Below are 12,370 nucleotides of genomic sequence, written 5' to 3' on the forward strand. Positions count from 1 at the left end.
CATCCCCCGAGTTTCGGATCACAGGCCGAGAAGCCCGCGCGCGGGCGGCAGCGTCGCGGCAGCGATCAAACCCACCAGGGCACCCAGCATCAGCCGGCGCAAGCGGCTCACCTGCTGGGGCGCATAGGCCGCGAGCGCGGCGCAGACGCCTGCGTAGAAGATCATCGCGATCGGATCGACGTCGAACATGCCCCCTCCGAGGGCAGATTTGCGCGGGTGCGGCGACGGGTCAACACGGCACCGCGTTGCACCGCACGCGCCGCCCCTATACCTCAGGATCCGACGACCGGAGGGGACATGGCCGAAATCGCGAAGGCAGCAGATCGGGAAGGATCGAAGCAGGTCGGCAACCTGACCCGCCTTGCCCCATTCTTTCGCCCCTACCGCGTCATGCTGGCCGCCGCCCTGGGCGCGCTGGTCCTGACGGCGGCGGTCAGCCTGATCCTGCCTCTGGCCGTGCGCCGGGTTGTGGACGGGTTCGAGACCGGCGCCGAGGCGCTGCTGGACCAGTATTTTGTCGCCGCGCTGGTCATCGCGGGGGCCTTGGCCATCGGGACGGGGCTTCGCTACTACCTCGTGACCCGCCTGGGCGAGCGGGTCGTGGCCGATATCCGCAAGGCGGTCTTCGGGCGCATGATCCGCATGTCGCCCGACTTCTACGACAATATCCTGACCGGCGAGGTGCTGAGCCGGATCACCACCGACACGACTTTGCTTCTGTCGGTGATCGGCTCGTCGGTCTCGGTCGCGCTGCGCAACGTGCTGATCTTCTCGGGCGGGCTGGTGATGATGCTCTGGACGGCGCCCAAGCTGTCGGGCCTCGTGCTTCTGATCGTCCCGGCCGTGATCGTGCCCATCGTGGTTCTGGGCCGCCGTCTGCGCAAGCTGAGCCGCGAGAACCAGGACTGGATCGCGGAATCCTCGGGTCGGGCCTCGGAATGGCTGCTCAGCGCGCAGACCGTGCAGGCCTATACCTACGAGGGCGAGGCGCAGCGCCGCTTCGACGCCGTGACCGAGGACAGCTTCGGCTCCGCACAAAAGCGGATCGCGACGCGGGCCGTGATGACGGTCATCGTCATCAGCCTCGTCTTCGCCGGGATCGTGGGCGTGCTGTGGATCGGTGCGCGGGACGTCCGCGCCGAGGTCATGTCGATCGGCGAACTGATCCAGTTCCTGATCTATGCCATCATGGTCGCCGGATCGGTCGGCGCCCTGTCCGAGATCTGGGGCGAGCTCCAGCGCGCGGCCGGCGCCACGGAACGCCTGATCGAACTCCTGGAGGTTGAGGATGCGGTCCACGATCCGGCCTCCGGTCCGGCGCCCGCCCTGGGCGAGGGGATCCGGCTGGAAGGGGTCACGTTCCGCTATCCGGCCCGGCTCGAGACGGCCGCGCTGGACGGCATCGACCTGCATGTGCGCCCCGGCGAGACGGTCGCGCTGGTCGGCCCTTCGGGAGCGGGCAAGTCGACGGTGATCCAGCTCCTGCAGCGGTTCTACGACCCGGATGTCGGTCGCGTGATCATCGGCGACACCGATCTCAGGGATGTCCCCCGCGCCGAGTTCCGCCACCTGATGGCGCTGGTGCCGCAGGACCCGGTCATCTTCGCCGCGTCGGCGCGCGACAATATCGCCTTCGGCCGCCCGGGCGCCACGGACGCGCAGATCGAGGCGGCGGCCAAGGCGGCGGCCGCGCACGACTTCCTGACGGCCCTGCCGCAGGGCTACGACACCTATGTCGGCGAGCGGGGCGTGATGTTGTCCGGCGGCCAGAAGCAGCGCATCGCCATCGCCCGTGCCATTCTGCGCGACGCCCCCGTCCTTCTGCTCGACGAGGCCACGAGCGCGCTGGACGCCGAAAGCGAGCGCGCCGTGCAGGACGCCGTCGAACGCCTGGCCGAGGGCCGCACCACCATCATCGTCGCGCACCGCCTCGCCACCGTGAAGGCCGCGGACCGGATCGTCGTCATGGAAGACGGCCGCATCGTCGCAGAGGGCACCCATGACGAACTGGTCGCCGAAGGCGGCCTCTACGCGCGCCTCGCGCGGCTTCAGTTCACGGCCGGCATGGCGGCAGAATAGGCAAGTCGGCAGGGACGGTGTCGAAGGGGCGTCGCGGCGTCGCCCCCTGGGCCCTGCTGGAGCGATCTCCGGTATTCGGCGTCGGCCTTGGGCTTCTCTCTCCCAGATCACAGCGCTGCTCAATCCTGATGGTCACGAGCACTGATCGAGAAAAGAGAAGCGCGATCGAAGAACGACACTTCCGAAGAAATGACTGGGTATACGGGGAGCACCTAGAATCCGCGCGAACTCCTGGAGCTTGCGGCGGTTCATTCGGATGCGGCCAGATGACCGCAGGACGCGGGCGCCACGGGAAAACGGTCGTCACACGCACCGTAGCGCCTTTGCGCCGTCCACGAGGCCGAGGTGACTTTGAATGCGTTTCCGCGTTTCGACGGTGAAACCCCCGCACGACTTACCGGCGGATGTCCGGGACTTCGGCGCCAGCGACGGCTCCCCCGGCGATTGGCGTCAACCCGGCTTGCCCTCCGCGGAACCGGGAGTGTTGTCGCGGACGTGCTGCCAGGACGTGGCCCTCGCCTCGGCTGCGTCGCCCGAACGGATCGCGTCGATGATCGGGCGATGCGACTGAGCCAACCCGTACAGATCCGTGGCATTGCGGCGCACGTTCATGCGTGTGTGGCTGCGGACGTGCAGCCCGCGCCAAAGCTCGGCCAAGGTGGCGTTCCCGCCCGCCTCGACGATCGCGCTGTGGAACTCCGAGTTGAGTTCGGCGAACCGCTTCGAGTCGCTGGCCTCGGCCGCCTCGATCATCCGGTCGAGGACCGCATCCAGAACCGCGCTGATCTCCGGTGCAGCCTTCGCGGCCAACTCGCCGGCATATCCCTCCAACTCCGCACGGATGCCGTAGATCTCGGCCAGTTCCGCTTCCCCGACGATGCGGACGCGGGCCCCCCGGTTGCGGCGGATCTCGACGAGCCCGGCTGCTTCGAGTTCGCGTAGCGCCTCGCGCACGGGGGCTTGGCTGGTCCCCATCTCTTCGGCGACCTTGAGTTCGATGATCCGCTCGCCGGGCGGTAGGGAGCCGTCGAAGATGCGCTCCATCAGCGCGTCCCTGATCTGTTCGGACAAGGAAGTCCTCTTGAGGACGTCGCCATCGGGCATCGTTCGCTCCGCGCTTTTCTATTGTTGAACCTAGGACAATCGGAGACGGAAGAAAAGTCGATTGACGATAATCGATAATTGATAGTAGCGTCGGCCGGGAAACGTGTTGGGAGGCACGAATGCCGGAACCGAAGCGAGTTCGGACAGCAGGGGAGAGAGGTGGGCCGGTCTCGGCGGGTCTTCTGTTCCACGGCATCGTCGCCGCGCTTTCGGCCGGTCTGTTTCTTTCGGTGCCCGCCCTCGTCGGCAATCCGGTCACCTTGTTCGGCGCGGCGCCCGAGGGCCTGTCCCCTGATGTGATGCCGCGCCTCGTCCTTGCCGGCGTCTTCGTCCTCGGCACGCTGGGCGCTCTGGCCGAGTGGCGGGAGGGCGGGGTGCGACCGGGCCTCCCATCGGTCAGGATGGCGATCACCGCGGCGGCCAGCTTCGCATTCGCCGCAGCTTTGGTGCCGTTCGGTTTCCTGTTGGCCAGCGCGGCGATCGTCGCGGCGCTTGGGCTCTATCTCGGTGCGCGCCGCCCGATGCCGCTCCTGCTTGCCGCCGTGGTCGTGCCGGCTTTCGTCTATGTCGCATTCACGCGGGGATTGCACGTGGCGTTGCCCGCCGGCCCGCTGGGGTTCTGAGCGATGTGGGCCGAGCTTTTCTCGGGCCTCGAGATGGTCCTGCGCCCCGACACGGTGGCGATGACGGCGGCCGGGCTGCTGCTGGGGATCGCGGTCGGATCGCTGCCGGGCTTCACGACCGTGATGGCCATGGCGGTGCTGCTGCCGATCTCGTTCTTCCTCGATCCGCTGGTCGGAATCCCGTTCCTGATCGGCGTCTACAAGGGCGGCATCTACGGCGGCTCAATCCCGGCGATCCTGATTGGCGTGCCGGGCACCGGGGCTTCGGTCGCGACGACCTATGACGGCCCCGCGTTGGCACGGAAGGGCAAGTCGAAGAAGGCGCTGGAGATGGCGCTCTATGCGTCCGTCTTCGGCGATACGGCGTCGAGCCTCCTGACGATCCTGATGATCGGTCCCATCGCACTGGTCGCGATGCGGATCGGCCCGCCGGAACTGGCCGTGGTTCTGGCCGCCGCGATGGCGATCATCGCGGTGACGGCGAGCGGACCGGCGCGCAAGGGCATACTTATGCTGGGCCTTGGATGCTTTGTCGCGCTGGTTGGGCAGGACCCGGTCCACGGCGTGAACCGCTTCACCTTCGACTTGTTCGCGCTCCAGGCCGGGATCGACCTTCTGCCGCTCATCATCGGGCTCTTCGCCATTCCCGAGATCCTGCTCGCCGTCGAAGGCAAGCCGAAGGCCACCCCCGTCGCCCGTCCCGAAGGCGAGAGCCTGACCATGGCCGAGCTCCGCGCTTCGGGCCGCACGATCCTGCGCTCGACGGCGATCGGTGCGGGCATCGGCGCGATCCCGGGCGTAGGCCAGGTGGTTGCGGCCTTCATGGGGTACGCGGCCGCCCGCCGCGCGGCGCGCGACCCGTCCACGTTCGGGCATGGCGATCTGGACGGCGTTGCGGCGCCGGAGGCGGCCAACAACGCGGTCAACGGCCCGACCATGGTGCCGCTGCTGACGCTGGGCATCCCGGGCGACAACGTCACGGCGATCCTGCTGGGCGCCTTCGTGGCGCAGGGTCTGCGCCCCGGACCGCAGCTCTTCGCGACGGATGCGGCGACGATCTACGCGCTGCTCTTCTCGATGGTGATCGCCTGCATCCTGCTCTTGGTGCTGGGCCGCCTGACGATCCCGCTCTTCGCAAAGGTCGTCGCGATCCCGCGCGCCTACATGGTGCCGCTGACGCTCGTCTTCGCAGTGGCCGGGACCTACGTCTACCGCTCGAACCCCATGGATCTCGTGGTCCTGATGGGCTTCGGGCTGTTCGGCTACGCGGCCCGCAAGATGGCCTTCGACGTCACTCCGATGGTGATGGGCTTCTTGCTGATAGGACCGTTCGAATACGCGGTCAGCCAGACGCTCTCGCTCTCGCGCGGGGATCTCGTCGGATACGTCGTGGCCGAGCGTCCCGTCACCCTAATCCTGCTGGCGCTCATCGCCGCCGGGCTCGCTTTTATCGCGCTGCGCCGCAGGGGACCGCGCACCCCCGTCCAGACCTGACACCGACACCCAAAGGGAGGAACGACCATGCCATTCAAGACCTTCGCCAAGGGCCTCGCCGCCGGCCTCTTGGCCGCAGTGGCGGCCACCGCCGCACTGGCGGACTACCCCGAGAAACCGGTCACGATGATCATTCCGCTCGGCGCGGGAGGCAGTCATGACCTGAACGCGCGCGTCATCGCCAGCGTTCTGCCGACCTATCTGGGCCAACCGGTCATCGTGCAACTGATGCCCGGCTCCGCCGGTCAGATCGGTACGTCGGCCGCGGCCGAGGCTCCGGCGGATGGCTACACGATCCTCTTCACGCAGAACTTCATCGACCAACTCCAACAGCATGTCGCCGAACTGCCCTACGACCCGAACGAGGCCTTTGTCGCCGTCGCGCGGACCAACTTCGCCGCGCCGTCGGTCATCGTGCGCAGCGACAGCGAATTCGCGACGATGGACGCCCTTCTGGCCAGCGCCAAGGCGGATCCCGGCGCGATGACGTTCGGCCATTCCGGAAACTGGGGCGCCTTCATGGTGCCGGGCGCGATGATGTTCAACGCGGCGGGCACAATGCCGACGCTGGTGCCGCACAAGGGGGGCGGCCCGGCGATGCAGGCGCTGCTGGCCGGCGATGTGGATGTCAGCCTGGCCTTCGATTCGGTCATCGCGAGCCAGGGCGACGCCGTGCGCCCGCTCCTGACGCTCGACCGCGAGGCGCATTACGAGGGCGTACCCACCGCCGCCGAGGCCGGGCTGGAAGGGCTCGAGGACACGTCGATCATGCATCGCGTCGTGCTCGTCCATCGGGATACGCCGCCCGAGGCGCTCGACAAGCTGCGCGCGGCTTTCGTCGCGATGCAGGAGGACAAGACCTACCAGAAGCTCCTGTCTTCGCTGGGCGAGAACGCCGCGTTCATGGGCGGGGCGGAGTACGAGCCGGTGCGCGCCGCGCAGGGCGAGGCCTACGGCACCCTCGTCCGCACGCTGACCGGACAGTGACCACATCCGGGCGTCCGGCCGCCGGGCCGGTCGCCGCCCGACCTCGGAGCGACACATGACCCTCACCCTCACCTTCGGCGGATACCAGGGCCCCGGCTCCGTCCATACCCGCGGTGGCCACGCGCTGGCCGACGAGGTCGCGCGCCGGACGGGCGGACAGATCGTCCTGCGGTTCCAAGAGAACGTGACCGACGGGGGGCGGCCCGCGACGGACCTGTTGACGGAGGTCGAGGCGGGCGAGATGGACGGCTGCTACTTCGCCTCGTCCTATCTGGCCGGTCGGATCCCGGAACTGGAGGTGCTGGACCAGCATTTCCGCGTCCCGGACCGGGCCGAGGCCTATGCGCGGCTTGACGGCGCGTTGGGTGACCGCCTCGCATCGCTGATTGCGGCGCGGACGGGCTTCACGGTGCTGGGCTGGTGGGACAACGGGTTCCGCCACATCTCGGCCGCCGTCCCACTTCTGGCGCCGGAAGCGTGTAGCGGACTCACGATCCGCACCCTGTCGAGCGACCAGCACGAGATCGCGTTCCAGGCTCTCGGCTTCCGGACGCGGCGGACCGATGTCCGCGACCTCGCCGCGGCGGTGCGCGACGGGACGGTCGACGCTCAGGAGAACCCGCTCACCAACATCTACAATTTCGGCCTGCACGAAACCCATCGTCACGTCGTTCTGACGCGCCACCTGCTCGGCGTGGCGCCGGTCCTCTTCAACGCGGCGCGCCTCGCCGCGCTTTCTGCGGACCTCCGCACGCGGCTTGCCGAGGCCGTCGCCGCCGCCACCGAGGCGCAGCGGCGCTTCGCCACCGAGGACGACGCCGCCTGCGCTGCCGCCCTGCGCGCCGAGGGCGTCACGCTCCACGACCTGACCGATGCCGAGCGGGCCCGCTTCGCCGCGGCCGTCGCCCCGGCGGTCGACCGGCTGCGCGCGCGGATCCCCCGCGACCTCCTCGCCCTCTTCGACGCCGACATGGCGCCCGCCTGACAGACCGAAAGGATCCGACATGCCCGATTCCGGCCTCATGCCAGAGCCCAGCCTCACCGTTCCCGAGACGATGCGCGCCTGGGTCCTCGGCGGCCCCGACGAGATGCGCCTGACCGAGAAGCCTGTGCCCGTGCCCGGCCGCGGCGAAGTGCTGATCCGCATCGACGCCGTCGCGATCTGCGCCACCGATCTGGAGATCATCCATTACGGCACGCCAGCGTTGGTCGACGGAGAGCCCCCATTCAACAAGGACTTCACCATCGGGCACGAATACATGGGGACCGTTGCTGCCCTCGGCCCCGGCGTGGACGAGGTGGCGGTGGGCCAGCGCGTGACGGTCGAGGTCCATGCCGGCTGCGGTCAATGCAAGCGGTGTCGGCAGGGCATGTACACGTCCTGTCACAATTACGGGCAGCGCGCGAAAGGACATAGGGCGAATGGCTTCACCACCGACGGGGGCTTCGCGGAATATGCCGTGAACCACGTGAACACGATCATCCCCGTCCCCGATCGGATGACCGACGAGGAAGCGACACTGGTGGTCACGGCGGGGACGTCGATGTACGGGCTGACCGAGCTGGGCGGCTTGGTCGCGGGCGAGAGCTGCGTCGTCTCGGGGCCCGGAGCAATCGGGCTGCTGGCGGTGGCCGTGGCGCGCAGCCTGGGCGCCTATCCGGTGATCCTGACAGGCACCCGCGAAAGCCGGTTGGAGATCGGCCGCAAGCTTGGCGCCACCCACACGGTGAATGTCCGCGAGGCCGACACCGTCGAGGCGGTCCGCGCCATCGTCGGCGACAAGGGCGCCGACTACGTTATCGAGTGCGCCGGGACAGAGGCCGCGATCAACGACGCGATCCGCATGACGAACCGGGGTGGAAAGGTCTGTCTTGCGGGCTTCCCGCACGACATGGCGACCGTGGACCTGCCGCATGTCGTGAAGAACAACATCTACCTCTACGGCATCCGGGGCGAGGGCCGCTCGGCCACTCATCGCGCGATGCAGCTGATGGCCGACCGCCGCTTCGATGCGACGCTGATCCACACCCACACCTTCGCGCTCCAGGACCTGCCCGAGGCGCTGCGCCACGCGCGCGAGCGGGTGGACGATGCGATCAAGGTCGTCGTGAAGGCCCGCGGCGCCGCCGCATTGTGTCAGGAGGCCGCGGAATGAAGGCCCGCAGAGGCGTCTACGCCGCCGCCATCACGCCGCTTGGTCCCGACGGCCGCCCGGACACAGGGAAGCTCGTCGCGTATTGCAAGCGGCTGATCGCGGACGGGCTCGACGGGGTGGCCCCGGTGGGGACCACCTCCGAGGGCAACTCGACCCCGATGGACTGGCGGCTCCGCCTGCCGGAGGCGCTGGCCGAGGGTGGGATCGCAGGGGACCGCGTGATCCTCGGCACCGGCGCCTGCGCGATGGACGACGCGGCGGCCCTGTCGAAGGCGGCGCTCGACGCGGGCTTCCCGAACGTGCTGGTCCTGCCGCCGTTCTATTACAAGAACGTCAGCGATGAGGGCCTCTTCGCCGCGTACGCGCGGCTCATCGAGAGGGTCGGGTCCGACGCCCTGCGCGTCTACCTCTACCATTTCCCGCAGATGTCCCAGACCCCGATCTCGGTGGCGCTGGTCCAGCGGCTCAAGGCCGCGTTCGGGCCCGTGATCGCAGGCCTCAAGGACAGCTCCGGCGATTACGCGGGCAGCCTCGCCTTCGCCGAAGCGGCGGACGACTTCGATGTCTTCCCATCCAACGAGGGCGTTCTCGTCGACGCCCTGGCGCGGGGCTGCGGCGGGGTGATCTCGGCAACGACCCAGGTCGCTCCGGGCCTCGTGCGTCGCACGCTGGAGGCCTCTGGCGCGGATCGAGACCGCCTCCAAGCGCTGCTTACAGAGGTCCGGAAGGCGGTCTCGGCCTACCAGCTCATGGCGGCCGTGAAGGAGGTCGAGGCGCTCCGCTCCGGCGATCCGGCCTGGCGCGCCGTCTTGCCGCCGCTCGTGTCTCTGACCGAGGCGCAGCGCGCGGGTCTCGCCCGCGACCTCGCGGCCCTGCCCGCCGAAGCGGGCATCGCGACCCAGATCGAACCCGCCTGAGAGGAGACGAGACATGTCCAATATCGAAGTGCTGGAACGCCCCTCCGACGGCGACAACCCCCGCGCCCACTGGCCGCAGGCGATGCAGGACGAGTTGGCCGAGGGCCATGCCAACGGCGTCGTCGGCTCGATCCTCGTCAGCGAGACAGACCGCGTCCGGGTCTGGCACCTGCACCTGCCGCCGGGCAAGCGGTGCGCGTTCCATACCCATGTGCTGAACTACTTCTGGTCCTGTCACAGTCACGGAACGGCGCGCGGATATTACGATGATGGCCGCATTCAGGACGTGCGGCACTATCCGGGCGAGACGAAGCATTTCGAGTTCCCGAAGGGGACCAGCTTCACCCATTCCGTCGAGAATGTCGGCGAAACCGACCTGCTCTTCACCACCGTCGAGTTTCTCGACAGCCCCAACGACCCGCTGCCGATCCCCGACAGCGCGCGTCTGGTGCATCCCGACTGAGGGACGCATCCAACCGGCCGCCCGGGAGGAGACCATAGGCGGCCCCGAACGACCGGAGACGACGATGACCAGATACTCGAACCCCCTTGGGGGACTGGCGGCGGCGTGCCTGCTGGCAGCCCCTGCCTTGGCCGACGTGGAGTTGAAGGACGGCACGATCCTGTCCGACGCGCCGACCTTCATTGTGACCTATATCGAGGGCGACGCCGCGCGCGCCGACGAGATGCTCTCGCTGATCAAGGGACAGGCCGAGGCGAGCGCAGGCCATGACGGGCTCCTGCGGTTCGAGGGCCTGCAGCGGATGGGCCAGCCCGGCCATTTCGTGATCCTGGAGGCCTGGGAGGGCCCGGAGGCCCGGGCCGCCCACGCGGCCGCGCCCGAGACGGTTGCCTTCCGCGAGGCTTTGGAGCCGATGCTCTACGCCCCCTACGACGAGCGTCCGCATGTCGGGCTGGTGGCCGCCAGCCTCTCCGAGATGCCTGCGGGCGATGCCGACACCGTCTATGTCGTCACCCATGCCGATATCATTCCACCCGAACAGTTCGCCCCGTGCGAGCGGCAGGTGAACCCCGCCGGGCCCTGCGGCAACGACATGCTGACCGCCCTCGCCGAGTTCAGTCGCGATCACGACGGAAACATGCGCTACGATGTGCTGACCCAGTCCAACCGCTCGAACCACATGAGCGTGGTCGAGATGTGGACCGACGCCGCCGCGCAGGCCGCCCACCAGATGACACCCGAGAAGAAGGCGTTCCGCAACGAGCTGTCGGGCATCCCGGCCGAGGGCGGCGTGAACCCCGATCCGCAATTCGTCCTGAACATGCTGACCGGCAGCCTGTGGGACGAGCGGCTCTACACCCTCGTGACCGACTGACGATCGCGGCCCCGCGCCGGGTGGGCGCGGGGCCTCCAGAGACCGGAGGAGACCCAGAATGCAAACCAGACGCGACATCCTCGCGGGGCTCGGCGCCGCCGCGACCCTCACCATCGCCCCCCGCGCGGGCGCCCAGGGCTGGCCCGGCCAGCCGATCACCCTAGTGGTGATGTACGGCCAGGGGGGCGGCACCGATACGATCATGCGTACGCTCGCCGCCGAGATGGCCGCAGCGAAAGGTTGGACGATCAACGTCGTCAACAAACCCGGCGCCGTGGGCGCCGTGGCGACCGAATATGTCGCGGGCCGCGAAGCGGACGGCCATGTTCTTCTGGGCGCGGCCAATTTCAACAAGTTCGTCCGCGTCATGGGCCATGTCGACGCGAAGCCGTGGGAGCAATGGTCCTATCTTCAGGCCGCCTCTGCGCTCGGATCCTGGGCAGTGCCCGTCGACAGCCCGTTCGAGACCCTGCAGGACGTGATCGACGCCGCCAGGGCCGAGCCGGGCCGGATCGCCATCTCGACCTCGGGAACCGGCGGCGTGTGGCACGAACTGGCGCTGATCGTCGCCGACGCGGCCGGGATCGAACTGGCCTACGTCCCCTACAAGGGCGGCAAGGCCGCCACGCTGGCGGGCCTCCAGGGCGAAGTCGATGTCGCCGGCGGCGGCGTGCACGAGCATGTCGACCTGATCCGCGCGGGCCAGCTACGCTGCCTGCAGCAGATGGGGACCGAGGACATCGTGCTCGATGACGGCCAGGTGCTGCCGTCCGTGGGCGGCCTCCTGCCCTCGCTCGCCCCACTCCTTCCGCTCGGGCCGCAATACAACCTCGTGCTGCGCCGTGACACGCCGCCCGCCGTCATGGCCGAGATCGAGGAAGCCTTCGCCGCCGCCGTCGCGTCCGACGCTTTCCAGCAGATCGCGGCATCGAAGTACTTCAACGTGGAGATGCTGACCGGCGAGGCGGCCGACCGCCGCGCCGCCCAACTCGAGGCGATCACGGCGGCGACCTTCACGAAATACGCCGACAAGATCGGTGCCCCCGTGCGCTCGCCCGCCGAGTTGGACCTGCCGGAGCCCGCCGCCTTCGACGGCTGGTGGCCCCCGCAGGGCTACACCCCGCCGGGCACCTGATGGCGGCGCCTCTCCCCGTCGCCGAGGAAGAGGGGGCCGGCCCCGCGACGGCCGCCCTCGACCTCCTCTCGGCCGCGATCCTGCTCGCCCTGGGCCTCGGCTTTGCCGGCCTGTCGCTGGCGCTGCCTGTTCCCGATGGCTGGCGGTCGGCGCCGGGTCTCTTACCCTTCCTCGTCTCGGCATCGCTTGCCGTCATGGCCCTGATGCTGGCCATGTCGGCCTGGCCCCGGCGGGGGCGGGGCGGCGCCATTCCGGTCCTGCTGGATGCGGAGAGGGCGGGTCGGGCCACCGTCCTCGTGGCTACGCTCACCTATGTGGGCGCGCTCGACATGCTGTCGCTGGAGGGCTTCGTTCCGATCCTCGGCGCGCAGATCCCCATGGGCGGGTTCGAGCCGTGCACGATCCTCCTGCTGACCGTGTTGCTGCGGATCTTCTGGACCGAGCGTCTCTGGGCCTGCCTCGCGGTCGCGGCGGGCTGGACGCTGACGCTGTCGCTCTCTTTCCGGGTGCTGTTCGGCATCCCACTGCCCGGGTGACG

The 12,370-nt window shown here is 68.9% G+C and carries 13 protein-coding genes; 11 read left to right on the forward strand and 2 right to left on the reverse strand.

Annotated elements, in window-relative coordinates; all coding sequences use genetic code 11:
• Window positions 1–18 precede the first annotated feature (18 nt).
• Window positions 19–189, reverse strand: coding sequence for a hypothetical protein (locus jaqu_RS21565; protein ID WP_161793818.1), 171 nt, complete (start codon window positions 187–189; stop codon window positions 19–21).
• 108 nt (window positions 190–297) lie between these two features.
• Here jaqu_RS21565 and jaqu_RS03795 point away from each other — a divergent pair, with 108 nt between their 5' ends.
• Complete coding sequence (locus jaqu_RS03795) at window positions 298–2,079, forward strand: ABC transporter transmembrane domain-containing protein (protein ID WP_043917599.1); 1,782 nt, start codon at window positions 298–300, stop codon at window positions 2,077–2,079.
• A gap of 450 nt (window positions 2,080–2,529) precedes the next feature.
• Here the strand turns inward: jaqu_RS03795 and jaqu_RS03800 are convergent, their stop codons facing one another.
• A complete protein-coding gene (locus tag jaqu_RS03800; protein WP_161793819.1) occupies window positions 2,530–3,150 on the reverse strand; it encodes a GntR family transcriptional regulator in 621 nt (206 codons plus the stop codon).
• Between the two features lie 152 nt (window positions 3,151–3,302).
• Here jaqu_RS03800 and jaqu_RS20445 point away from each other — a divergent pair, with 152 nt between their 5' ends.
• From jaqu_RS20445 to jaqu_RS03850, 10 genes are all read left to right on the forward strand, one after another.
• Window positions 3,303–3,806 (forward strand): tripartite tricarboxylate transporter TctB family protein, encoded by a 504-nt coding sequence (locus jaqu_RS20445; RefSeq protein WP_052500759.1) that lies wholly within the window; start codon window positions 3,303–3,305, stop codon window positions 3,804–3,806.
• 3 nt (window positions 3,807–3,809) lie between these two features.
• Window positions 3,810–5,300 (forward strand): tripartite tricarboxylate transporter permease, encoded by a 1,491-nt coding sequence (locus jaqu_RS03810; RefSeq protein WP_052500760.1) that lies wholly within the window; start codon window positions 3,810–3,812, stop codon window positions 5,298–5,300.
• 27 nt (window positions 5,301–5,327) lie between these two features.
• Window positions 5,328–6,287, forward strand: coding sequence for a tripartite tricarboxylate transporter substrate binding protein (locus jaqu_RS03815; RefSeq protein WP_043917601.1), 960 nt, complete (start codon window positions 5,328–5,330; stop codon window positions 6,285–6,287).
• A gap of 55 nt (window positions 6,288–6,342) precedes the next feature.
• On the forward strand, window positions 6,343–7,272 hold the full coding sequence (locus tag jaqu_RS03820; RefSeq protein ID WP_043917602.1) for a TRAP transporter substrate-binding protein: 930 nt from the start codon (window positions 6,343–6,345) through the stop codon (window positions 7,270–7,272).
• Between the two features lie 19 nt (window positions 7,273–7,291).
• Window positions 7,292–8,443, forward strand: coding sequence for a zinc-dependent alcohol dehydrogenase (locus jaqu_RS03825; protein ID WP_043917603.1), 1,152 nt, complete (start codon window positions 7,292–7,294; stop codon window positions 8,441–8,443).
• Window positions 8,440–9,360 carry a dihydrodipicolinate synthase family protein gene (locus jaqu_RS03830; RefSeq protein WP_043917604.1) on the forward strand — a complete coding sequence of 307 codons (921 nt, stop codon included), beginning with the start codon at window positions 8,440–8,442 and terminating at the stop codon, window positions 9,358–9,360. The genes jaqu_RS03825 and jaqu_RS03830 overlap by 4 nt, the downstream gene beginning before the upstream one ends.
• 13 nt (window positions 9,361–9,373) lie before the next feature.
• Entirely contained in the window at window positions 9,374–9,823 is a 450-nt protein-coding gene (locus jaqu_RS03835) for a cupin domain-containing protein (RefSeq protein WP_052500761.1), read from the forward strand.
• A gap of 64 nt (window positions 9,824–9,887) precedes the next feature.
• A complete protein-coding gene (locus tag jaqu_RS20450; protein ID WP_052500762.1) occupies window positions 9,888–10,697 on the forward strand; it encodes a putative quinol monooxygenase in 810 nt (269 codons plus the stop codon).
• 58 nt (window positions 10,698–10,755) lie between these two features.
• Complete coding sequence (locus tag jaqu_RS20455; protein ID WP_052500763.1) at window positions 10,756–11,832, forward strand: Bug family tripartite tricarboxylate transporter substrate binding protein; 1,077 nt, start codon at window positions 10,756–10,758, stop codon at window positions 11,830–11,832.
• The gene (locus tag jaqu_RS03850) at window positions 11,832–12,368 is read left to right on the forward strand and encodes a tripartite tricarboxylate transporter TctB family protein (protein WP_043917605.1); all 537 of its coding nucleotides are present in this window, start codon (window positions 11,832–11,834) and stop codon (window positions 12,366–12,368) included. Before jaqu_RS20455 ends, jaqu_RS03850 begins: the two co-directional genes overlap by 1 nt.
• Window positions 12,369–12,370: the final 2 nt, after the last annotated feature.

The sequence above is a fragment of the Jannaschia aquimarina genome (assembly GCF_000877395.1).
GTDB classification, from domain to species: Bacteria; Pseudomonadota; Alphaproteobacteria; order Rhodobacterales; family Rhodobacteraceae; genus Jannaschia; species Jannaschia aquimarina.